Origin of the sequence: Polaromonas sp. (assembly GCF_043778355.1) — a bacterium.
In the GTDB taxonomy this organism is placed as follows: Bacteria; Pseudomonadota; Gammaproteobacteria; order Burkholderiales; family Burkholderiaceae_C; genus Polaromonas.
The window spans coordinates 1-22853 of record NZ_JAYWHI010000067.1 but is presented as its reverse complement, the minus strand read 5'-3'; the positions used below and the strand labels follow the sequence as shown (position 1 = coordinate 22853).

The window sequence follows — 22853 nt, the reverse complement described above, 5'->3', positions numbered from 1 at the left end:
CCACCGATCGCGGTGCATGAGGTCACCACCTTCTACAACATGTACAACCAGCGGCCGGTGGGCAAGTACAAGCTCAATGTCTGCACCAACCTGCCGTGCCAGCTGCGCGATGGCGCCAAGGCGCTCGCGCATCTCGAACACAAGCTCGGTATTTCCATGGGCGAAAGCACAGCCGACGGCCTGTTCACCTTGCAGCAGTCCGAGTGCCTGGGCGCCTGCGCGGACTCCCCGGTGCTGCTGGTCAATGACCTGACCATGTGCAGCTTCATGAGCAATGAGAAGCTGGACCAGTTGATCGACGGTCTCACATCTGCAGAGGCGAAATAACCATGACGCTTTCCGTCCATTCGGTGAATCCCGCCGCACAAAACGTGCTGTCGCAGTTCGCTGCCACCGGTGTGCAGACCTGTTTTCACGGTCGTCACATCAATCCGCAAATTCTTGCCGATCTGAACGGCAACAACTGGCGGCTGAAAGACTATGAAGCGCGCGGCGGTTACCAGGCCCTGCGCAAGATTCTGGCGCAGGGTGACGGGCAGGGCATGACGCCGGATCAGGTGATTGCCGAAGTCAAGGCGGGTGCCCTGCGCGGTCGCGGCGGCGCCGGTTTCCCGACGGGTCTCAAGTGGAGCTTCATGCCGCGCCAGTTTCCGGGCCAGAAGTACCTGGTCTGTAATTCGGACGAAGGCGAGCCGGGCACCTGCAAAGACCGCGACATCATGCAGTTCAACCCGCACAGCGTGATCGAGGGCATGGCGATTGCAGCCTACGCCATGGGCATCAGCGTCGGCTACAACTACATTCACGGCGAAATTTTCGCAACCTACCAGCGTTTTGAAGAAGCGCTTGAAGAAGCCCGCGCTGCCGGTCTGCTCGGCGACAAGATCCTTGGCAGTGGGTTCAGCTTTCAGTTGCATGCATCGCACGGTTTCGGCGCCTACATCTGCGGCGAAGAAACCGCCTTGCTGGAGTCGCTCGAAGGCAAAAAAGGCCAGCCGCGTTTCAAGCCGCCGTTCCCGGCGAGTTTTGGCCTGTACGGCAAGCCAACCACCATCAACAACACCGAGACCTTTGCGGCCGTGCCCTGGATCATCCGCAACGGCGGCCAGGCCTACCTCGAATGCGGCAAGCCCAACAACGGCGGCACCAAGATTTATTCGGTGTCCGGCGACGTGGAGTTGCCCGGCAACTATGAAGTGCCCATGGGCACACCCTTCAGCAAGCTGCTGGAACTGGCCGGCGGTGTTCGCAAGGGCCGCACCCTCAAGGCGGTGATTCCTGGTGGTTCTTCCGCGCCGGTCCTGCCGGCGTCCATCATGATGGAATGCACCATGGACTACGACTCGATCGCCAAGGCCGGCTCCATGCTGGGCTCCGGCGCCGTGATCGTCATGGATGACAGCCGTTGCATGGTCGAGTCGCTCAAACGCCTGTCCTACTTCTACATGCATGAATCCTGCGGCCAGTGCACGCCGTGCCGCGAGGGCACCGGCTGGCTGTGGCGCATGGTGGACCGCATTCACAAGGGGCAGGGCCGTCAGACTGATCTGGACCTGCTCAATTCGGTGGCCGACAACATCCAGGGCCGCACCATCTGCGCGCTCGGTGACGCTGCCGCCATGCCGGTGCGCGCCATGATCAAGCATTTCCGCCACGAGTTTGAGGCCATGATCAAGCCGCAAACGTCTCCAGCTTCCCCCGCCCCGGTTCAGGCTTCCCTGCAAGCTTGATTGCGGAAAGAAATACATATGGTTGAAATAGAACTCGACGGCCAAAAAGTGGAAGTGCTCGAAGGCAGCACGGTGATGCATGCCGCCGAGAAGGCCGGCACCTACATTCCGCATTTCTGCTACCACAAGAAGCTCAGCATCGCCGCCAATTGCCGCATGTGCCTGGTCGATGTCGAGAAAGCGCCCAAGCCCATGCCGGCCTGCGCCACGCCTGTGACGCAGGGCATGATCGTGCACACCAAAAGCGACAAAGCCATAAAGGCCCAGAAGGGCGTGATGGAGTTCCTGCTGATCAACCACCCGCTCGATTGCCCGATTTGCGATCAGGGCGGCGAATGCCAGCTGCAGGACCTGGCCGTCGGTTACGGCGGCAGTGGCTCGCGTTACGAAGAAGAAAAACGCGTGGTGTTCCACAAGGATGTCGGTCCGCTGATCTCCATGCAGGAGATGAGCCGATGCATCCATTGCACGCGCTGCGTGCGTTTTGGCCAGGAAGTGGCCGGTGTGATGGAGCTCGGCATGTCGCATCGCGGCGAACACGCCGAAATCGAAACCTTTGTCGGCATGTCGGTCGACTCCGAGCTGTCGGGCAACATGATCGACATTTGCCCGGTCGGTGCGCTGACCAGCAAACCCTTTCGCTACAGCGCCCGCACCTGGGAGCTGTCGCGTCGCAAGTCGGTGAGCCCGCACGACTCCACCGGCGCCAACCTGATCGTCCAGGTCAAGAACAACCAGGTCATGCGTGTCGTTCCGCTGGAAAACGAAGATGTCAATGAGTGCTGGATTGCCGACCGCGACCGCTTCTCCTACGAAGCGCTGGGCAGCGACGAGCGCCTGAAAAGCCCGATGATCAAGCAAGGCGGCGAGTGGAAAGCGGTGGACTGGCAGACCGCACTCGAATATGTGGCCAATGGCCTGAAGCAGATCAAGGCAGACCACGGCGCTGCCAGCATCGGCACGCTGGCCAGCCCGCACAGCACGCTCGAAGAACTTTACCTGGCCGCATCGCTGATGCGTGGCCTGGGCAGCGACAACATTGATTTCCGCTTGCGCAACGCTGAATTTTCCCCACAGGCTGGCGTGCGCTGGCTCGGCACCTCGATCGCTTCCCTGTCGCAACTGCAGCGGGTGCTGGTCGTTGGATCGAACCTGCGCAAGGACCATCCGCTGTTTTCTCAACGAATTCGGCAGTCTGTCCGCAAAGGATGTGCGCTCAGTGCTATCAATTCTGTCGTGGAGATGTCGTCATCCGATGCCTGGGCCATGCCGCTGGCCAACAGCGTGGTGCTTGAGTCCGGCGCCTGGGTGCAGGCCCTGGCCGATGTGGCTGCAGCGATCGCGTCAGAAAAAGGTATGGCTGCACCGGCGGCAGGGCAGGCAAGTGATGCCGCCAAAGCCATCGCCAAGTCCTTGATGGGTGGTGAGCGCAAGGCCATTTTGCTGGGTAACGCCGCAGCCCATCACGCCAATGCGAGCAGTCTGCTGGCGCTTGCCAACTGGATCGCGACGCAAACTGGCGCGAGCGTCGGGTATCTGACCGAAGCCGCGAATACCGTGGGTGCGCAACTCGCGGCTGCCATGCCGGCAGGGCAGGGCATGGATGCCGGGCAAATGCTGGCGGGCAAGCTCAAGGCGGTGCTGCTGCTCAATACCGAGCCTGAATTCGATTCGGCGGCCGGTGCGGCAGCCAAGGCGGCGCTCAACGCTGCGCAGATGGTCGTGACCCTGAGTCCCTTCAAGGCCAACATGGACATCAGTGACGTGCTGTTGCCGATTTCGCCGTTCACCGAAACACCGGGCACCTTTGTCAATGCCGAAGGCCGGGTGCAGAGCTTCCACGCCGTGGTTAAACCCCTGGGTGAGACGCGGCCCGCCTGGAAAGTCTTGCGCGTACTGGCCAACCTGCTCGAACTGCCCGGTTTTGATTTTGAATCCTCGCAGGAGGTGCTCAAGCAGGTCCCCGGCGCGCAAGCAGCGCTGGTTCCTGCAGGTAACCTGGACAACAGCACCACGTCGGCGGTTCAAATGTCCGCAGGGCAGGGCACCCCTGCCGTGGCGAGCATTTACCAGCTCGACAGCCTGGTGCGGCGCGCAACGTCGCTGCAACTGACCGCCGATGCGCGGCGTGTTGCTGCTGAAGGAGTGCCCGCATGATTGACACAATCTTTAACGCCGGCCAGGGGTTGATGGGCGGTGTCTGGCCCGGCACCGTGTGGCCGGTGATCTGGACTCTGATCAAGATTGTCTGCGTGGTGGCCCCCTTGATGGGCTGCGTCGCCTACCTGACGCTGTGGGAGCGCAAGGCGATTGGTTTTACCCAGATCCGTCTGGGTCCCAATCGCGTCGGGCCCTTGGGTCTGTTGCAACCGATTGCCGATGCACTCAAGCTGCTGACCAAGGAGATCATCATCCCGACCGCGGCCAGCAAAGGCCTGTTTGTGCTGGGCCCGATCATGACCATCATGCCCGCGCTGGTGGCCTGGGTCGTGATTCCCTTCGGTCCGGATGTGGCGCTGGCCAACATCAATGCCGGTCTGCTGTTCCTGATGGCAGTCACCTCGCTGGAGGTCTATGGCGTGATCATCGCGGGTTGGGCCTCCAACTCCAAGTACGCCTTCCTGGGCGCGATGCGTGCCTCGGCCCAGATGGTCAGTTACGAGATCGCCATGGGTTTCTGCCTGGTCGTGGTCCTGATGGTCTCGGCCAGCCTGAACATGACCGACATCGTGATGAGCCAGGCCAAAGGCATGGGCGTCGGCTACGGCATGAATTTCCTGTCCTGGAACTGGTTGCCGCTGCTGCCGATTTTTGTCGTGTATTTCATCTCCGGCCTGGCCGAGACCAACCGCCACCCGTTTGACGTGGTCGAGGGCGAGTCTGAAATCGTCGCTGGCCACATGGTCGAATACTCGGGAATGTCGTTTGCCATGTTCTTCCTGGCCGAATACGCCAACATGTGGCTGGTCGCCATCCTGGCGGTCATCCTGTTTCTCGGCGGCTGGTTGCCCCCGTTCGAGTTCCTGTCCTTCATTCCGGGCTGGATCTGGCTGGGCGCCAAGACCTTTGTGGTCGTCACGATGTTCCTGTGGGTGCGCGCCACCTTTCCGCGCTTCCGTTACGACCAGATCATGCGGTTGGGCTGGAAAATTTTCATCCCCGTCACGCTGGTGTGGCTCGTCGTGGTTGGGGCCTGGATGCAGACCCCTTACAACATCTGGAAGTGATCATGAGTGCAGTTGCCTCCGTTAAAGATTTTGTCTCCAGCTTCATGTTGACCGAGCTGTTCAAGGGCATGGCCCTGACTGGCAAGTACATGTTCAAGCGCAAGATCACGATCCAGTTTCCGGAAGAAAAAACACCGCAGAGCCCGCGCTTTCGTGGCCTTCACGCGTTGCGCCGTTATGAGAACGGTGAAGAGCGTTGCATTGCCTGCAAACTTTGCGAAGCCGTCTGCCCGGCCATGGCCATCACCATCGAGTCCGATGTGCGTGAAGACGGCAGCCGCCGCACTTCGCGTTACGACATCGACCTGACCAAGTGCATTTTTTGCGGCTTTTGTGAAGAGAGCTGTCCGGTTGACTCCATCGTTGAAACGCACATCTTCGAATACCACGGCGAAAAGCGCGGCGACCTTTACTTCACCAAGGACATGCTGCTGGCCGTGGGCGACCGTTACGAAAAAGAAATTGCAGCCAACCGCGCTGTCGATGCCAAGTACCGCTGACCAACCCAGACAGATGCTGGCTCAAGAAAGATTTGCAGAACATGGACGCTAGAACAGGTCTCTTTTATGTCTTCGCTTTGGTGCTGCTGTTCGCGGCATTCAAGGTGATCACTGCCCGCAATCCGGTGCATGCAGCGCTGTACCTGGTGCTGGCTTTTTTCCAGGCCGCAGCGGTCTGGATCCTGCTGAAGGCCGAGTTCCTGGCCATCACGCTGGTGCTGGTGTATGTCGGTGCGGTCATGGTGCTCTTCCTGTTCGTCGTGATGATGCTCGACGTCAACATGGACGGTGTACGCAAGAACTTCTGGAAGCACTTTCCGCTTGCGGCCACCGTCGGGACGCTGATTGCCCTCGAGATGGCGGCTGTGCTGATCGGCGGCTTTCGTCCAAGCCAGGAGCCCAAGGCGGTGCTTGCGGTGGCCGGCCAGGCGGTGGATCAATTCTCCAACACCAAGGAGCTGGGCAAAGTGCTGTACGCCGAGTATCTCTACCCGTTGGAGATCGCGGCAGTGATTCTGCTGGTCGCCATCATCGCGGCGATTGCGCTGACCCTGCGCGAGCGCAAGGACTCCAAGTACATCAACCCGGCAGACCAGATTCGCGTCAAGAGCGCTGATCGCGTCTGCCTTGTGAAAATCCAGCCAACGGTGGCTGCACCGGTGGTCTCCGTCACTGAGGACAAAGCATGATGGTTACGCTGGGACACTTCCTGACCCTGGGCGCCATCCTGTTCGCCCTGTCGGTGATCGGCATCTTTCTGAACCGGAAAAACCTGATCGTGCTGTTGATGGCGATTGAGCTGATGCTGCTGGCCGTCAACATGAACTTCGTGGCCTTCTCGTATTACCTCAACGACATGGCTGGCCAGATTTTTGTATTTTTTATCCTGACTGTGGCTGCTGCTGAATCCGCGATCGGCCTGGCCATCCTCGTGCTGCTGTTCCGCAACAAGTCCAGCATCAACGTCGACGAACTCAACACGCTCAAGGGATAAGAAGAACATGAGCCAAACCCTTTCGGCCGCCACGCTGCTGGCTGTCCCCCTGGCGCCCCTGGCAGGCGCTGTGCTCGCCGGTATTTTCGGCACCACCTTCGGCGGCAACTGGATAGGGCGCCGCCTGTCGCACACCCTGACTATCCTGGGTGTGCTGGTGGCATTCGTGATTTCTGCGATGACGCTCAAAAGCGTGGCGATCGACGGCGCCCGTTTCAACGAGACGCTTTACACCTGGATGGTGGTCGGCGGCCTGAAGATGGAAGTCGGCTTCCTGGTTGATGGCCTGACCGCCATGATGATGTGTGTCGTGACGTTTGTCTCGCTGATGGTGCACATCTACACCATCGGCTACATGGAGGAAGACGAAGGTTACAACCGTTTCTTTGCCTACATCTCGCTGTTCACCTTCTCCATGCTGATGCTTGTCATGAGCAACAACATGCTGCAGCTGTTTTTCGGCTGGGAAGCGGTGGGCCTGGTGTCCTACCTGCTGATCGGTTTCTGGTTCAACAAGCCGACCGCCATCTTTGCCAACATGAAGGCCTTCCTGGTCAACCGCGTCGGCGACTTCGGCTTCATTCTCGGCATTGGCCTGCTGGCGGCTTATGCCGGCACCCTCAACTACACCGAGGTCTTCGCCAAGTCAGGCGAAATAGCCGCGCTCAGCCTGCCTGGCACCGACTGGATGCTGATCACCGTGATCTGCATCTGCCTGTTCATTGGCGCCATGGGCAAGTCGGCGCAGTTCCCGCTGCACGTCTGGTTGCCGGATTCAATGGAAGGCCCAACGCCGATTTCTGCGCTGATTCACGCCGCCACCATGGTGACGGCCGGCATTTTCATGGTGGCGCGTATGTCGCCGCTGTTCGAGCTGAGCGACACGGCCTTGAGTTTCATCATGGTGATAGGCGCGATCACTGCGCTGTTCATGGGCTTGCTGGGCATCATCCAGAACGACATCAAACGTGTTGTGGCGTATTCGACGCTGTCACAGCTCGGCTACATGACGGTCGCATTGGGCGCGTCGGCCTATTCCGTCGCCGTCTTTCACCTGATGACGCACGCGTTTTTCAAGGCACTGCTGTTTCTGGCGGCGGGTTCGGTCATCATGGGCGTGCACCACAACCAGGACATTCGCTGGATGGGCGGCTTGCGCAAGTACATGCCCATCACCTGGATCACCGCCTTGCTGGGATCGCTGGCGCTGATCGGTACACCGCTGTTTGCCGGTTTTTATTCCAAAGACAGCATCATCGAGGCGGTGCATTTCAGCAATCTGCCCGGCGCCGGGTTTGCCTACTTCGCGGTGCTGGCCGGTGTCTTCGTCACGGCCTTTTATTCCTTCCGCATGTACTTCCTGGTGTTTCACGGCAAGGAACGGTTTGATCAGAATCCGGATGCCCATCACGATGACCACGGACACGGCCACCACGACGAGCACCATGCGCCGCACGAGTCGCCCTGGGTGGTGACCGCGCCGCTGGTCCTGCTGGCGATTCCTTCGGTGGTGATTGGCTTCATGAGCATTGATGCGATGTTGTTTGGGGACTTCCTGAAAGACGCGATCATCGTCAACGCCGACAAACACCCGGCCATGGCCGAACTGGCCAAAATGTTCCACGGTCCGGCGCAAATGGCGCTGCACGGTTTGATGACAGCGCCTTTCTGGCTGGCGCTGGCGGGCGTTGCGGCGGCGTATTACATGTACATGGTCAACCCGGCCCTGCCGGCTGCCATCAAACGCCGGGTAGAGCCGCTCTACGCATTGCTCGAGAACAAGTACTACATGGACTGGTTCAATGAAAACGTGCTTGCACGCGGTGCCCGCGGGCTCGGTATCGGCCTCTGGAAGGGCGGCGACGAGAAGATGATTGACGGCGCGCTGGTCAATGGTTCCTGGAAACTGGTGGGCTGGGTCTCCAGCATCGTGCGCAAGGTCCAGACCGGCTACATCTACCACTATGCACTGGCCATGATCATGGGGATCTTCATCCTGATCAGCTATTTCGCGACCTGGCCGATGATCAAAGAACTGCTCAGCAAATAGGAATAACAAAAATGGGATTGTTGAGTCTTGCCATCTGGACGCCGATTTTTTTCGGCGTCGTGCTGCTGGCGCTCGGACGTGACGAGCAGGCGCAAAGTGTGCGCTGGATCGCGCTGATCGGTGCCCTCGTCAGTTTTTTGGTGACGCTGCCGTTGTACAGCGGGTTTGAGCTGGGCACGGCTGCGATGCAGTTTGTCGAAAAAGCTGCGTGGATTGACCGTTTCGACATCAACTACCACCTCGGCGTGGACGGCATCTCGATGTGGTTTGTGCTGCTGACAGCGTTTATCAACGTGGTCGTCATCATCGCGAGCTGGGAGTCCATCACCAGCCGCGTCAACCAGTACATGGCAGCCTTCCTGATTCTCAGCGGGCTGATGATCGGCGTGTTCACCGCGCTCGACGGCATGTTGTTCTACGTGTTCTTCGAGGCGACGCTGATCCCGATGTACCTGATCATCGGCATCTGGGGCGGCCCTAAGAAAATTTACGCCGCCTTCAAGTTCTTTCTCTACACGCTGCTCGGCTCCTTGCTGATGCTGGTTGCGCTGATCTTCCTGTACGTCAAGTCGGGCGGCAGTTTTGATCTGGCGACCTGGTACACCTTGCCGCTCAGTGGTTCTGCGCAAACTTTCCTGTTCTTTGCCTTTTTTGCGGCCTTTGCCGTCAAGGTGCCCATGTGGCCGGTACACACCTGGCTGCCCGACGTGCACGTGGAAGCGCCCACCGGCGGCTCCGCCGTGCTGGCGGCCATCATGCTCAAGCTCGGCGCCTATGGCTTCCTGCGTTTTTCGATGCCGATTGCGCCCGACGCCGCACGTGAATGGGCCTGGCTCATGATTGCGCTGTCGCTGATCGCGGTGATTTACGTGGGCCTGGTGGCCATGGTCCAGCAGGACATGAAGAAACTCGTGGCCTATTCGTCGGTGGCCCACATGGGATTTGTCACGCTGGGCTTTTTCATCTTCAATGACCTCGGTGTGTCGGGCGGCATTGTGCAGATGATTGCGCATGGCTTTGTCTCCGGCGCAATGTTCCTGTGTATCGGCGTGTTGTACGACCGTGTGCACTCGCGCGAGATTGCGAGTTACGGCGGCGTTGTCAACACCATGCCCAAGTTCACCGCGTTTGCGCTGCTGTTTGCCATGGCCAACTGCGGCCTGCCGGCCACTGCCGGTTTTGTGGGCGAGTGGATGGTCATTCTGGGCGCCATCAAGTTCAATTTCTGGATCGGTCTGGCGGCGTCCACCGCCCTGATTTTCGGCGCTGCCTACACACTGTGGATGTTCAAGCGGGTCTACCTCGGGCCTGTCACCAATGACGACGTCAAGGGCCTGACCGACATCAACAGCCGCGAATTCCTGATGCTGTCGCTGCTGGCGATAGCCGTGATGGTCATGGGCATTTATCCCAAGCCCTTCACCGATGTGATGGACAGCTCGGTGGCCGGCCTGCTCAAGCATGTGGCCGTCTCCAAGCTCCCCTAAGCAACCCTTCCAAAAGAATTCAGATGATTGACAAACTCAGTTGGATCGCGGTTTACCCGGAGATCGTTCTATTGACGATGGCCTGTGTCATCTTGCTGGTGGACCTGGGCGTCAAAAGCCCGCAGCGCACGCTGACCTATGTGTTGACGCTGCTCACGCTGGCTGTGGTGGCTGCGCTGACGGCCGTCTACGCCATCGGCGGCAACACGGTGTACGGCTTCGGCAACATGGTGGTGAGCGACCCCATGGCCAACTGGCTCAAGTGTTTCGCTTCGGTCGCCATGATGGTTACGCTGGTTTATGCGCGTCCCTATGCCGCAGACCGGCAGATGCTGCGCGGCGGCGAGTTGTTCACACTGGCCATGTTTGCGCTGCTGGGCATTTTCGTGATGATCTCGGGCCACAACTTCCTGGTGATCTACATGGGCCTGGAGTTGATGACCTTGTGCAGTTACGCGCTGGTGGCGCTGCGCCGCGATAACGCGACCGCCACCGAGGCGGCGATGAAATATTTCGTGCTCGGCGCCCTGGCTTCGGGCTTCCTGCTGTACGGCCTGTCCATGATGTACGGTGCCACCGGCTCCCTCGACGTGGGTGAGGTGTACAAAGCCATTGCCAGCCGCCAGGTGAAGCATTCGGTACTGGTGTTCGGTTTGGTCTTTATCGTGGCCGGCCTGGCCTTCAAGCTGGGCGCCGTGCCTTTCCACATGTGGCTGCCCGATGTTTACCAGGGCGCCCCCACCGCCATCACCTTGCTGATCGGCGCAGCGCCCCAGCTCGCGGCCTTTGCCATCTGTATCCGCCTGCTGGTGCAAGGCCTGTTGCCGCTGGCCATCGACTGGCAGCAGATGCTTGCCATTCTTGCCATAGGTTCGCTGCTCGTGGGTAACCTGGCGGCGATTGCGCAGTCCAACCTCAAGCGCATGCTTGCGTTTTCGACCATCTCGCAAATGGGTTTCCTGCTGCTGGCGCTGCTGGCAGGCGTCGTGAACGGCAACAAGCTCAACGCTGAATTTGCCTACGGCGCGGCCATGTTCTACGTCATCACTTATGTGCTGACCACCCTCGCGGTCTTCGGCATTATTTTGCTGCTTGCGCGTGCGGGCCATGAGTCCGAGGAAATCACCGATCTGGCCGGCCTGAACCAGCGCAGCCCGCTGTTTGCGGGTGTCATGGCTGTCTGCATGTTCTCGCTGGCCGGTGTGCCGCCGGTGGTTGGTTTCTATGCCAAGCTCGGCGTCCTGCAGGCGCTGGTGTCTTCGCAGCAAACCCTGTACGTCGTGCTCGCCGTGTTTGCCGTGATGATGTCGCTGGTCGGCGCCTTCTACTACCTGCGGGTGGTCAAGGTGATGTATTTCGATGCGCCCAACCCCGGCATGCCAACCGCCATCGATGCACCCACTGACGCGCGTGTGGTCCTTTCCATCAATGGTGCGCTGGTTCTGCTGCTCGGCCTCATGCCCGGTGGGTTGATGACCTTGTGCACCCAGGCCATTGCCAGCGTCGTGAAATCCCTGGGGACCTGAGCCCGCATGACCCAGACTGCCTCGGTGTGGCTGGTAGTGGTGCTGGCCTTGCTGGCCGCCAATCTGCCTTTCATCAGCAACCGGCTGCTTGCTGTCTATCCCCTCAACGGGCCCAAGATGCTCGCGGTGCGGCTTGGCGAGATGGTGTTGTGGTATTTCGTGGTCGGCGGCATCGGCTTGTTTCTGGAGCAACGTGCCGGCCAGATCGCGCCGCAGGGGTGGGAGTTTTATGCGATCACTGCCACGCTGTTCATCACCTTCGCCTTTCCGGGCTTTGTGTACCGCTACCTGTTCAAGCACCGCTAGGGACCCTCAGCATGGCGGCGGCTGATACGTACCCAGCGCCTCCCGGCAAGGCAGACGACGCTCACCTCAAGGAGCGCACGCTCACCAGCCACGAATTGCTCAAAGGGCATTTTCTGCATGCCTTTCGCGACACTGTGCGTTTGCCGGACGGCAGCGAAGCGTCGCGCGAGTACGTGCGCCACCCCGGCGCGGTGATGGTGATTGCCCAGCTCGACGACGGCCGCCTGGTGCTTGAGCGCCAGTACCGCTACCCGGTGCACGCCGTGATGGTCGAATTTCCTGCCGGCAAGCTCGATGCCGGTGAAGCTTCTCTGGCCTGCGCGCAACGGGAGTTGCTGGAAGAAACAGGCTACACCGCCCGCCGCTGGGCCCGCGCCGGTGTGATGCACCCGGTGATTTCCTACTCCACCGAGTTCATCGACATCTGGTTTGCCAAAGACCTGACTGCTGGTGAACGCCAGCTCGATGCAGGGGAATTTCTCGATGTCTTCACCGCCAGCCCGGCTGAGTTGCTGCAGTGGTGCTGCGATGGCCGTGTTACCGACGGCAAGACCCTGACGGGCGCGCTCTGGCTGCAAAACGTCTTGTCCGGCGCATGGGCTCTGGACTGGCAGGACAGCGCAGACCTGGACGCTGCCCGATAATCAGGGCATGAAAGTTCTTAACCTCCAGTGTTCGCACCAGCACGCCTTTGAAGGCTGGTTTGCATCGGAAGAGGACTTTCAGGGTCAACGCGCGCGAGGCCTGGTCACCTGCCCCTTGTGCGCAGACCCAGCCATTCAGAAAATGCCAAGCGCACCCCGTCTCAATTTTGGTGCAGCAGCTGACGCACCGCCAGCAGCCTCTGCCTCCCGTGAGCTTTCGCTACCCGCAGCAAATGCTGCCATCAGTTCTGCGCACGATGTCACGCCGGTCGTCGACGGCTCGGTCAGGCAGGCGGAGTTTCTGCAAGCCTTGCGCAAGGTGATGGCCAACACCGAAGACGTCGGCCACCGCTTTGCCGACGAGGCGCGCGCCATGCACTACGGCGATGCCGAGCAGCGCAGCATACGCGGCCAGGCCAGTCGCGCTGAAGCCATTGAGCTGATCGAGGAGGGCATTGAGGTGATGCCTTTGCCGCTGCCTGCGGCCGTGAAAGAAACACTGCAGTAGTGTTTGCCTGTCATCCCGGACTTGATCCGGGATCCATGCCCGAGGGCTACCACCGTTCGGGCTGAGCCTGTCGAAGCCTTCTTCGCCTCGGACTGTGTGGTCTGCCAACAAGCCGGGGGTTGCCCGGCGGCAACTTACTTTCTTTTTGCGTCGCCAAAAGAAAAGTAAGCAAAAGAAAAGGCGACCCGATGGTCCGGGTCCTCTGCGCTGCGCTTCGGGGCAACCTGCGGTGCTCGCCGAAAACGGGGTGGAGCTCGAACTCGCTTCGCTCAGACAATCGCTCGCCCTGATCCGTTTTCGGCTGCGCTCCTCGGCCCAGCCCGACGGGTGGGGAGAGACTAATGCGGGGACAAAAGTCCGGAGCAGAAGAAGCGCGCAGCGCTTCTTCTGCGGGAATCCCAACAGACCGTCATGTTTGCACGCGAGCGCAGCGCACGCGGCCAAATGAGGCTCCCTTCCATCGCCCAGCGGGGCGAGGGAAGGGCGGGGGGTTGGGAGTGGGGAGTCCATGCCGCTGCAATCGCTATCAATTCAATAGCTGCTTGCACACGCCAGTCCAGGGCTACAGGCTGATTTCGTTGATCATTTTTTGCAGGTGGGCAGCTTTTCTGCAAGCTCTCCACTTGTCATCCCGGACTCGATCCGGGATCCCTGTGGCATGCACCTCCGACCTGAATTCGCGTTGCATGGATTGCGGGTCGGGCCCGCAATGACAACGCCATCAAGGATACAAACCCCGCAACTCACGCGTATGCAAAATCCGCTTGCAGGCCACGATAAACGTCGCCGTGCGCAAGCTGACCTTGTGGTCCTGCGACACCTGCCAGACGCCGGCAAAAGCTTCTTTCATGATGCGCACCAGGCGGGCGTTGATTTCGGCTTCGTCCCAGAAGAAGCTTGAAAAATCCTGCACCCATTCGAAGTAGCTGACGGTCACGCCGCCGGCGTTGGCGATCACGTCGGGCAGCACCAGCACATTGCGTTCCTGCAGGATGTCGTCGGCCTCGGGCGTGGTCGGGCCGTTGGCGCCTTCGATCACCATACGCGCCTTGATGCGGCCGGCGTTGTGTTTGGTGATCTGCTGCTCCAGCGCGGCAGGGATCAATATCTCGCAATCGACGTCCCAAAACTTGTCGTCGGCCAGGGTTTCAGCCTGCGCAAAACCGCCGACGCTGCCGGTTTCGAGCACATGTTTGAGCAGCGAGGGCACGTCCAGGCCAGCCTCGCGGTAAATCGTGCCACCGTGGTCCTGCACCGCGACGATGCGCGCGCCGGCTTCGGCAAACAGCTTGCCGGCCACACCGCCGACGTTACCGAAGCCCTGCACCGCGACGCGTGCTTTGCTGATGTCCAGGCCAATGTGTTGGGCGGCTTCAGCGCCTACCGTGAATACGCCGCGCCCGGTGGCTTCACGCCGGCCCAGCGAGCCACCCAGGTCCACCGGCTTGCCGGTCACCACGCCGGTCGAGGTCGATCCGGTGTTCATCGAGTAGGTGTCCATCATCCAGGCCATGATCTGCTCGTTAGTGTTCACATCGGGCGCGGGGATGTCCTTGTTCGGGCCGATGATGATGCCGATCTCGCTGGTGTAGCGGCGCGTCATGCGCTCAAGCTCACCGCGCGACAGCTTTTTCGGGTCCACACGAATGCCGCCCTTGGCGCCGCCGTAAGGCACGTTGACGGCGGCGTTCTTGATCGACATCCAGGCCGACAATGCCATCACCTCGGACAAGGTCACATCCTGGTGAAAACGCACGCCGCCCTTGCCAGGACCGCGCGAGACGTTGTGCTGCACCCGGTAACCCTCAAAGTGCGCCACCGTGCCGTCGTCCATGTGGATGGGCACATCCACGATCAGGATGCGTTTGGGGCGCTTGAGGGTTTCGGCCCAGCGCGCCAGATTGCCCAGATGCGGGATGACCCGGTCCACCTGCTGCAGGTAGTTGCCCCAGGGGCCGAGCTGGTCGGCCTGCAGGTAGGAGGGCAGGGAATGCAAAAGCGCGGCAGAGGCGGGCGCTGCGGTGGGGCTGGAAGCGTGCGACATGGAAAAACTCCTGGTGAAGATCCGATGTCCCACAGCTTAGGACGATGGCCACGACCTGTCCAAGGCCAGCTTGCTGCATTCACATGCATTTAATGCATAACCTTGTCTTCAAGGTGTCGCCTTCAGGGGGCGGTGCCGTGAACCGCTCACCACCTTGATGGTGCGAGCTTCAGTCCATGAACTGCAGGGCCGCCAGCCGGGCGTAGACCCCATTGGCCGCCACCAGCGCGTCGTGTGTGCCCTGCTCAACCAGTTTGCCGTGGTCCAGCACGATGATGCGGTCGGCCTGCTGCACCGTCGCCAGCCGGTGTGCGATGACCAGCGTGGTGCGGCCCTTCATGGCCGATTCGAGCGCAGCCTGCACCATGCGTTCGCTTTCGGCGTCGAGTGCGCTGGTGGCCTCGTCGAGCAGCAGCAGCGGCGAGTTTTTCAGCATGGCGCGCGCAATCGCGATGCGCTGGCGCTGCCCGCCCGACAGGCGCACACCGCGCTCGCCGAGGAAGGTGTCGTAACCCTCCGGCAAGGTCATGATGAAGTCATGCGCAAACGCGGCCTGCGCGGCGGCTTTGGTTTCCGCGTCGCTGGCGCCGGGTTTGCCGTAACGAATGTTCTCCAGCGCGCTGGTTGAAAAAATTACCGCGTCCTGCGGCACGATGCCGATGCGTCCGCGCAGGTCTTGCAGCGACAGCGCACGCGTCGCCACGCCGTCGATATCGATGCGGCCCGAGGCCGGGTCGTAAAAACGCAGCAGCAACTGGAACACCGTGCTTTTGCCGGCGCCGCTGGGCCCAACGATGGCCACGGTTTCGCCGGGCGCCACGTTCAGCGAAAAATCAATCAGTGCAGGCTGCAGTGGACGCGACGGATAATGAAAGTTCACCGCTTCAAATTTGATAGCGCTTCCCGACGGCAGGACAGGGGCTACAGCCGGATTGGATGGTGAAGTCACGGGTGAACGAGTCTCCAGCAGCTCCATCAGCCGCTCGGTTGCGCCAGCGGCGCGCAGCAGGTCGCCATAAACTTCGCCGAGCACTGCGGTGGCGCCGGCCAGGATGATCACATAGACCACGGTCTGGCCAAGGTGCCCGGCCGTGATGTCGCCGCGCATCACCGCCTGTGTGCCCTGGTACAGGCCCCAGAGCAGCGCGCCCGAAGTGGCGATGATGATGAAGGCGATCAACACCGAGCGTGCCCGCGTGCGGCGCACGGCGGTGTCGAAGGCGTCCTGGGTCGACACATCAAAACGCGCCGACTCGCGCGCCTCGGCGGCGTAACTCTGCACCACCGGGATGGCGTTGAGCACCTCGGCCGCAATCGCGCTGGAGTCGGCCACCCGGTCCTGGCTGGCACGCGAGAGCTTGCGCACACGCCGGCCAAACCACACCGAGGGCAGCACGATCAGCACCAGCACACCCAGCACCTGAACCATCAGGCGGGGGTTGGTGTAGACCAGCATGCCCAGCGCGCCCACGCCCATGACCGCATTGCGCAAGCCCATGCTCAGTGACGAGCCGACGACGGTCTGCACCAGCGTGGTGTCGCCGGTCAGGCGCGACAACACCTCGCCGGTCTGCGTGGTCTCAAAAAACTCCGGGCTCTGGCGCAGCACATGGCCGTAGACCGCATTGCGCAGGTCGGCCGTCACACGTTCGCCCAGCCAGCTCACCATGTAAAAGCGGCCGGCCGAAAAAAGCCCCAGCGCCGCGGCCACGCCAAACAGCTCGAAGAAGTGGGTACGCAGCGCCATCAAGGCCTGTCCCTTGTCGGCGGCATCCAGGCCGCCGTCGATCAGGCTGCGCAACGCCAGCGGAAACACCAGTGTGGCCACCGCTGCCATCACCAGAAAAAACATGGCCAGCACAATGCGGCCGCGGTAGGGGCGCAGAAAGGGCAAAAGGCCGGACAGCGAGCGGGGTTGGCCCTTGGGTGCCACGGCGGCGGAGGAGGAAGTAGCCATGCAAGGAGTTTAGTCGGGCTCAGGCGCGCAGCAGCCAGGACTCGGGGTGTGCAAGACGGATGGCAGGGCAAGCCCGCACATACTGCGGCTTGAAAAGTCCTAAAATTTGCGGTGGCATTCCGCTTCGTTCATGGTTCGTCCCTGGCGACCTTGCCGCGCTGAACTTGCGAGCCATGACATCTCTGACTGACCCTTCCCTCAAAACCATTCGCATAGGCGCCGGCGCCGGTTATTCGGGCGACCGCATTCCACCCGCCATTGAGCTGGCAGAAAAGGGCGATCTCGACTACCTGGTGTTCGAGTGCCTGGCAGAGCGCACCATCGCCCTGGCCCAGCTGGAGCGCAGCCAGGACGCGCGGCGCGGCTTTGACCCCTTGCTTCGGGATCGTATGGAGGCGGTGCTGCTTTCCTGCGCCAGCCAGGGCGTGAAAATCATCACCAACATGGGCGCTGCCAACCCGCAGGCTGCTGGCGAAGAGGTCATCCGGATCGCGCGCGAGCTGGGCCTGACGCGCCTGAAGGTGGCGGTGGTGCACGGGGACGACGTGTTGCCCCTGATCCATGCGCAGGACCTGAACATTCTCGAAAGTGGCGCATCCCTGCAGTCGCTGGGCACTTCGGTGCTTTCAGCCAACGCCTACATCGGTGCCGAGGCGTTGGTGCAGGCACTTGAGCTGGGTGCGGATGTGGTCATTACCGGCCGGGTTGCTGACCCCGCCCTGTTTCTGGCGCCGCTCATTCACACCTTTGGCTGGTCCATGACCGACTGGCAAAAAATGGGGCAGGGCACCGTCGTCGGTCATTTGCTGGAGTGTGCAGGGCAGGTCACGGGCGGGTATTTTGCCGACCCAGGTTACCGCGATGTGCCTGACCTCGCCAATCTGGGTTTTCCCATCGCCGAGGTATCGGCAGACGGCCGCGCCACCCTGACCAAGGTGGAGGGTTCGGGCGGTTGTGTCACCGTGGCCACCTGCACGGCGCAGCTTTTGTATGAGATTGAAAACCCCTCCAGTTACCTGCAGCCTGACGTGGTGGCAGACTTTTCGGGGGTCACGCTGACCGAGGTCGCGCCCAACAGGGTCCGCATCCAGGGCGCCACGGGCCGCCAGCGTCCATCCAGCCTGAAGGTGACCGTGGGCTACCGCGATGGTTTTATCGGCGAGGGGCAAATTTCCTACGCTGGCCTGGGTGCGCAGGCACGCGGCCTGCTCGCGCTGGACGTGCTGCGCCAGCGGCTGGACGCTTCGGGCATTCAGGCGCTGGACAGCCGTTATGAGCTGATTGGCGTCAACGCCATTCATGGGCCAAGCCTGTCTGCCGGTTATGAGCCGTACGAAGTCCGGGTTCGTGTGGCCATGCGTGTGAGCAACCGAAAAGACGCTGAACGTGTGGCCAACGAGGTGGAGGCGATGTACCTCAACGGTCCGGCCGGTGGCGGCGGTGTCACCAAGTCGGTCCGCGAGGTGATTGCCGCAGGCTCCGTGCTGCTGCCGCGCGACCTGGTGCAGACCAGCGTGACAACGCTGGAACTTTAGAACAAGGTCTGAACATGCTGCTGCGCGACATTGCCCATTCACGAACCGGAGACAAGGGAAACCGCTCCACTATTTCCGTCATTGCGTTCGACCTGAAGGACTTTGCCGCGATTGAACGCTGCATCACGGCCGAGCGTGTGCGCAAACACTATGGCGACATCGTCAAAGGCGAGGTCGACCGGTATGTGCTGCCGCAGCTGGGTGCCTTAAACTTTGTTTTGCACGACGCGCTGGGCGGCGGCGTTACCCGGTCTCTGGCGCTGGACGCGCATGGCAAATGCCTGAGCTCGGCCATCCTCGGCATGGCGGTCGAATAAGCGCACAGCAGTTTCAGTTCTGTTTCAAGCATCCACAATTTTTAAACCGGAGACAACACCATGAAGTGCAAATCGATTCTTTTCCTGGCCATGGCCAGCCTTTCCTTCACGGCTTTTGGCCAGGCTTTTCCGAACAAGCCGATCAAGGCCATCGTGCCCTTTGCCGCGGGCAGCGCCACCGACACGGTTGGCCGCGCCTTTGCCGCCAAGATGACCGAGACCCTGGGCCAGACCGTCGTGGTCGAGAACAAACCCGGCGTCAACGGCATGCTTGGCGCGGACGCGGTGGCCAAGTCCGCGCCGGACGGCTACACCATCCTCATCGGCACCAACAGCACCAACGCCGCCCTCAAGAGCCTGATGAAAACGCTGCCCTACAACCAGGACACCGCCTTCACCCCCGTGGCTTACATCGGCTCGGTGCCGCTGATCGTTGCCGTCAACAATGACGTGCCGGCAAAAAGCCTGCGTGAGCTGGTGACCCTGGGCAAAACCAAGGCAGGTCACATCACCTCGGCCAGCGCCAGCACCTCGCAGCTCGTCTCGTCTGAAATGCTGGCCAGCATGGCCGGCATTTCGTTCACGAGCGTGCCCTACAAAAGCGGTCCCGCCGCCATGACTGACCTGATAGGCGGCCAGGTGATGATGTTCACCGCCGACTTTGCCGTCATGCTGCCGCAGATCAAGGGCGGCAAGATCCGCGGCCTGGCTGTCACATCGACCAAGCGTTCGCCCGCCATCCCCGAACTGCCCACGGTCAATGAAGCCCTGGGGTTGAAAGACTATGAGCTGATCGCCTACTTCGCCGTGTTTGCACCGGCTGGCACGCCGCCCGACATCGTTGCCAAGTTGAATCAGGCCGTCAACGCCGCCGCGCAAAGCAAAGACATCCAGGAAAAATTCTCGGCCATCGGTTTTGCGGTTGAGCCCGGCACGCCGGAAGCCTTGGGCCAGCGCAACACGATGGAAACCGCCAAATGGGCCAAGGCGATTCGCGACGCGAAGATCGAGCCGCAATAAGCAGGTTTCCTGGTACCAGCCGCCGGACCAGGCGGCTGGCCATGCGTCCGTGCGTGAGTGGTGCCCTTGCTCAGCCCTGTGTGGGCTGGCTCGCCTTTCGGGCCTTGGGCGCTGGTTTGCCCAGCACCTTGCCCGCCGCCGCCTGGCGCAGCCCGGCCAGCGCCGGCGCCAGCACCGTCATGTCGGCATCGGCCGCATACACCGCGTAGGCCGGGTACAAAAATTCTGGCGCGCCGGCCACGCGGTGCAGGCGTCCTTGCGCGATGTGGGGACGCACCACGTTCTGCCGGAAATAACCGGCGCCGCCCACGGCCAGCAGGTATTCCAGCCCCAGCGGCCCCAGGCTGGACGACAGGCCCACGCTGGACAGTTCAGGAAACGCCAGGCTGTGCTGCGCGGCAAATTCGCGGCCCCAGTCCACATACACATAGTCGGCGGACTGCGGCGCCTGGCGCGCCGGCGTGGTGCTGACCAGCACCAGTTTTTCCTCGATCAGCAGCTCGACGCGCAAGCCGGGCCGCTGGCGCGGTGCGTAGGCGATCACGATGTCCAGCGTGCCGTGCGCCACGCGTTCGAGCAGGTCCTCGGCCACGCCGACCTCGGTGCGCAGCGCCAGGTCCGGCGCGTTGCCGCGCATCCAGAGCAGCCAGTCGAGCAGCAGCGGCTGCCACAGACTGATCTCGCAGCCCACCGTGACCAACGCACGCCGCCCCGGCGGCACCGCCATCTGCTGGCGTGCGCGCTCCCAGACCTGCACCAGCGTCATCGCATGGCGCACAAACTGCTCGCCGGCTGGCGTCAGTGAGGCGCCGGCCTTGTTGCGCACAAAAAGCTGGCGGCCCAGCAGGTCTTCCAGCGTTTTCACGCGCGCGCTGACCGCCGTCTGCGTCACATGCAGGCGCTCGGCCGCCTGCACAAAGCTGTGGCAGGCCACGATCTCCAGAAAGGTGCGGGCGAGGTTGATGTCCATGGGGTGTCTTCTCTTTTTTAGGCTGTTCTATCCAGCACTTTTTGTGCACTCAAACGCAATATAAGTCGTTTTACTTTTATACTGGTTAACCCTATATTTGATGCATGACCTCTGACAAGCAGCCTTCTACTGCCCTCAAGTCACACAAAGGAAACACCATGACCACCGCCACATTTTTCACCGCTTCTGCCTCTGCCTCCATGGGCCAGCCTTCGGCCGTTCGCCCCCTTGCCCGCAAGACACCGGCCGGTACGTCGGCCCGGCCGGCCACAACCGAGGTTGCCACCCGTGCCGCTTATCCCTGGATGACGCAAACCATGCTCGGCAAGCTGAGTGCCCGCGCCCGGCGCTTGATGCGCGCGGACTACTGATCCGGCCGATTAATCAGCAGCCGGAAGCTATTATTTTGATAGCTGCTTGCGCTTATCCGCTATGGGCTGGAGGCTGATTTGGCTTGGAATATTGGCTAAGGAAGCAGGCGCCGCACTTCCTCGAACACGGCCTCAAACGCCGGCGTGCCTGGCGTCACCAGGTCAAAGTGCCCGGCATGGGCTACGTCACGAAGGCGGACGCGGCTGGCCGCTTCGGCAGGTAATGCGTTGCGGTAGTCGCGCGCAGCACGCAGCGGCACAATCTGGTCGTCCGTCGCGCTGACCATCACCACCGAGCGAACGCTTTCCGGCAAGCCCAGGCGTGCTGGCGACACATCGGCAAACGGATCGCTGCCGCCGCCGTTGAGCCGCTCCAGAATGCCGCGCCCGCAACTGCCGGGCAGGCGCGGCGCAAACGCCGCCAGGTCCCCGACACCGGCAATACCCACGACGCTGTGCACAGGCAGCGGCTCGTTCGGCTGGCGCAGTGCGCTGCCGGCAGGCAAGCCGGCACGCGAAGCAGCCCACAGCGCCAGATGCCCGCCCGCCGAGTGGCCGGTGAGTACGCTGCGCTTGGTGTCTATGCCCAGCGCTGGTCCGTCGCTGCGCAGCCGGTCCACGGCCGCAGCCACATCAAGGTAGAGGTTCGGGTAACCGCCGCCCGCTTCATTGGCACGCCGGTAACCGACGTTCCACACCGCGATGCCGCGCCGCGCCCAATCGGCAGCCAGCGGCCGCAACTGCTCCCGCCCCGCGCCGGGAAAGTCCGACCAGCAGCCACCGTGGATCAGGATGGCGACAGGGTGCGGGCCTTTGCCTGCGGGCAGGAAAATATCAATGCCCTGGCTGGGTGCCGCGCCGTAACGGATTTCGTGTGTGGGTGCAGGGCGGGGCAGGGCGAGGAAGTCCTTCAGGTCGGCGGCACCAGCGGGAGATGCCAGCGCGTAGAGCGCGAGGGCCGACAGTGTTGAAAGTTTCTTGAGGAGAACATGCATGGTGATGGTCCCTGGACAATTGCTCAGTAGATCATCGGCCACCCAGCGGCTTTGCAGGCGATCAGGCCGCACGCGTGAAAGTCATTACCCAGTTCGTTTCCCAGGTCGCGCCGCCGTCGGCCGAGAATGCCTGTTCCCAGCGTGGTACATCGGGCGCCGCCATGGTCCACAGAAAGCGCAGCTTGATCGGTCGGTCGTCCAGCGTGTCGTCACCGTAGAAGGTGCCCACGCCGTCCTTGAACGCCCCGACCATGGGCGCATCAAGCCGCCCAGGCACCCGCCCGTCCAGCCACCAGATCGTCCATTGGTGCGTAATCGGGTTGAAGGAACGAAGCGTGACAGCGCGGTAAGGCGCGCTCGGCAAGTCGATCACGTTGTCATCCACATTGCCGAGTCCTCCCAGCAGGGTTTGCACGTGGCAGGTGCCATCGAACTCTTCCCAGTCGGTGCTGTTGGCGAGCCGCTGCTTCAGGCGGCGGTGGCTGACTTGCCAGTTGCCGGGGAAGAAGTTGAAGTCGGTGGGGATGCGAGATGGATTCATTGGTGACTTGCTACTGGAGTCAGAACGATGAACTTTAGGGAAACTCTGAACAAGTCCACCGATCAGATGTGTTGACCGTTGAGATACACAAAGGAGCAGCAGCGATGGACCAGATCAGTTTCGCGGACGCA

22 protein-coding genes are annotated in these 22853 nt (G+C 61.6%); 17 read left to right on the top strand and 5 right to left on the bottom strand.

Annotated features, from left to right (window positions below; all coding sequences use genetic code 11):
• The 13 genes from ACH2CW_RS10575 to ACH2CW_RS10515 all read left to right on the top strand — a co-directional run.
• A partial coding sequence (locus ACH2CW_RS10575) for an NAD(P)H-dependent oxidoreductase subunit E (protein WP_395057854.1) occupies positions 1-327 on the top strand: 327 nt, incomplete at its 5' end.
• Positions 328-329: 2 nt separating this feature from the next.
• On the top strand, positions 330-1730 hold the full coding sequence (nuoF, locus tag ACH2CW_RS10570) for an NADH-quinone oxidoreductase subunit NuoF (RefSeq protein WP_395057852.1): 1401 nt from the start codon (positions 330-332) through the stop codon (positions 1728-1730).
• Between the two features lie 18 nt (positions 1731-1748).
• Positions 1749-3887 (top strand): NADH-quinone oxidoreductase subunit NuoG, encoded by a 2139-nt coding sequence (nuoG, locus tag ACH2CW_RS10565; RefSeq protein WP_395057850.1) that lies wholly within the window; start codon positions 1749-1751, stop codon positions 3885-3887.
• The gene (nuoH, locus tag ACH2CW_RS10560; RefSeq protein WP_395057848.1) at positions 3884-4957 is read left to right on the top strand and encodes an NADH-quinone oxidoreductase subunit NuoH; all 1074 of its coding nucleotides are present in this window, start codon (positions 3884-3886) and stop codon (positions 4955-4957) included. Before nuoG ends, nuoH begins: the two co-directional genes overlap by 4 nt.
• A gap of 2 nt (positions 4958-4959) precedes the next feature.
• A complete protein-coding gene (gene nuoI, locus ACH2CW_RS10555) occupies positions 4960-5457 on the top strand; it encodes an NADH-quinone oxidoreductase subunit NuoI (protein WP_395057846.1) in 498 nt (165 codons plus the stop codon).
• A gap of 41 nt (positions 5458-5498) precedes the next feature.
• Positions 5499-6146, top strand: a complete 648-nt coding sequence (locus ACH2CW_RS10550; protein ID WP_395057845.1) for an NADH-quinone oxidoreductase subunit J — start codon at positions 5499-5501, stop codon at positions 6144-6146.
• Positions 6143-6451 carry an NADH-quinone oxidoreductase subunit NuoK gene (gene nuoK / locus ACH2CW_RS10545; protein ID WP_188709032.1) on the top strand — a complete coding sequence of 103 codons (309 nt, stop codon included), beginning with the start codon at positions 6143-6145 and terminating at the stop codon, positions 6449-6451. The genes ACH2CW_RS10550 and nuoK overlap by 4 nt, the downstream gene beginning before the upstream one ends.
• Before the next feature lie 7 nt (positions 6452-6458).
• Positions 6459-8501, top strand: a complete 2043-nt coding sequence (gene nuoL, locus ACH2CW_RS10540; RefSeq protein WP_395057842.1) for an NADH-quinone oxidoreductase subunit L — start codon at positions 6459-6461, stop codon at positions 8499-8501.
• A gap of 11 nt (positions 8502-8512) precedes the next feature.
• Positions 8513-9988, top strand: a complete 1476-nt coding sequence (locus ACH2CW_RS10535) for an NADH-quinone oxidoreductase subunit M (RefSeq protein ID WP_395057840.1) — start codon at positions 8513-8515, stop codon at positions 9986-9988.
• Positions 9989-10011: 23 nt separating this feature from the next.
• Positions 10012-11514 carry an NADH-quinone oxidoreductase subunit NuoN gene (nuoN, locus tag ACH2CW_RS10530; protein WP_395057838.1) on the top strand — a complete coding sequence of 501 codons (1503 nt, stop codon included), beginning with the start codon at positions 10012-10014 and terminating at the stop codon, positions 11512-11514.
• A 6-nt stretch (positions 11515-11520) separates the two neighbouring features.
• Positions 11521-11820: a DUF2818 family protein gene (locus ACH2CW_RS10525; protein WP_395057836.1), complete on the top strand. Its 300-nt coding sequence runs from the start codon at positions 11521-11523 to the stop codon at positions 11818-11820.
• Between the two features lie 11 nt (positions 11821-11831).
• Positions 11832-12464: an NUDIX domain-containing protein gene (locus tag ACH2CW_RS10520; protein WP_395057834.1), complete on the top strand. Its 633-nt coding sequence runs from the start codon at positions 11832-11834 to the stop codon at positions 12462-12464.
• Between the two features lie 7 nt (positions 12465-12471).
• A complete protein-coding gene (locus ACH2CW_RS10515) occupies positions 12472-12972 on the top strand; it encodes a DUF1178 family protein (protein WP_395057832.1) in 501 nt (166 codons plus the stop codon).
• Positions 12973-13693: 721 nt separating this feature from the next.
• On the opposite strand, the gene ACH2CW_RS10510 is transcribed toward ACH2CW_RS10515, so the two are convergent.
• Positions 13694-15016: a Glu/Leu/Phe/Val dehydrogenase gene (locus tag ACH2CW_RS10510; protein WP_395057830.1), complete on the bottom strand. Its 1323-nt coding sequence runs from the start codon at positions 15014-15016 to the stop codon at positions 13694-13696.
• Positions 15017-15185: 169 nt separating this feature from the next.
• Positions 15186-16973: an ABC transporter transmembrane domain-containing protein gene (locus ACH2CW_RS10505; RefSeq protein WP_395057828.1), complete on the bottom strand. Its 1788-nt coding sequence runs from the start codon at positions 16971-16973 to the stop codon at positions 15186-15188.
• 173 nt (positions 16974-17146) lie between these two features.
• On the opposite strand from ACH2CW_RS10505, the gene ACH2CW_RS10500 reads away from it, so the two are divergent.
• Genes ACH2CW_RS10500 through ACH2CW_RS10490 form a run of 3 tightly spaced genes read left to right on the top strand, consistent with a single transcriptional unit; the run spans position 17147 to position 19845 of the window.
• On the top strand, positions 17147-18508 hold the full coding sequence (locus ACH2CW_RS10500; RefSeq protein ID WP_395057826.1) for an acyclic terpene utilization AtuA family protein: 1362 nt from the start codon (positions 17147-17149) through the stop codon (positions 18506-18508).
• A gap of 14 nt (positions 18509-18522) precedes the next feature.
• Positions 18523-18825, top strand: coding sequence for a hypothetical protein (locus tag ACH2CW_RS10495; protein WP_395057824.1), 303 nt, complete (start codon positions 18523-18525; stop codon positions 18823-18825).
• Positions 18826-18885: 60 nt separating this feature from the next.
• Complete coding sequence (locus ACH2CW_RS10490) at positions 18886-19845, top strand: Bug family tripartite tricarboxylate transporter substrate binding protein (RefSeq protein ID WP_395057822.1); 960 nt, start codon at positions 18886-18888, stop codon at positions 19843-19845.
• Positions 19846-19915: 70 nt separating this feature from the next.
• Here ACH2CW_RS10490 and ACH2CW_RS10485 read toward each other — a convergent pair whose 3' ends face one another.
• On the bottom strand, positions 19916-20815 hold the full coding sequence (locus ACH2CW_RS10485; RefSeq protein ID WP_395057820.1) for a LysR family transcriptional regulator: 900 nt from the start codon (positions 20813-20815) through the stop codon (positions 19916-19918).
• 158 nt (positions 20816-20973) lie between these two features.
• Here ACH2CW_RS10485 and ACH2CW_RS10480 point away from each other — a divergent pair, with 158 nt between their 5' ends.
• Entirely contained in the window at positions 20974-21186 is a 213-nt protein-coding gene (locus ACH2CW_RS10480; protein ID WP_395057818.1) for a hypothetical protein, read from the top strand.
• A 95-nt stretch (positions 21187-21281) separates the two neighbouring features.
• Here the strand turns inward: ACH2CW_RS10480 and ACH2CW_RS10475 are convergent, their stop codons facing one another.
• Complete coding sequence (locus ACH2CW_RS10475; RefSeq protein WP_395057816.1) at positions 21282-22181, bottom strand: alpha/beta hydrolase; 900 nt, start codon at positions 22179-22181, stop codon at positions 21282-21284.
• Positions 22182-22242: 61 nt separating this feature from the next.
• Positions 22243-22722: a DUF1579 domain-containing protein gene (locus ACH2CW_RS10470; protein ID WP_395057814.1), complete on the bottom strand. Its 480-nt coding sequence runs from the start codon at positions 22720-22722 to the stop codon at positions 22243-22245.
• Between the last annotated feature and the right edge of the window lie 131 nt (positions 22723-22853).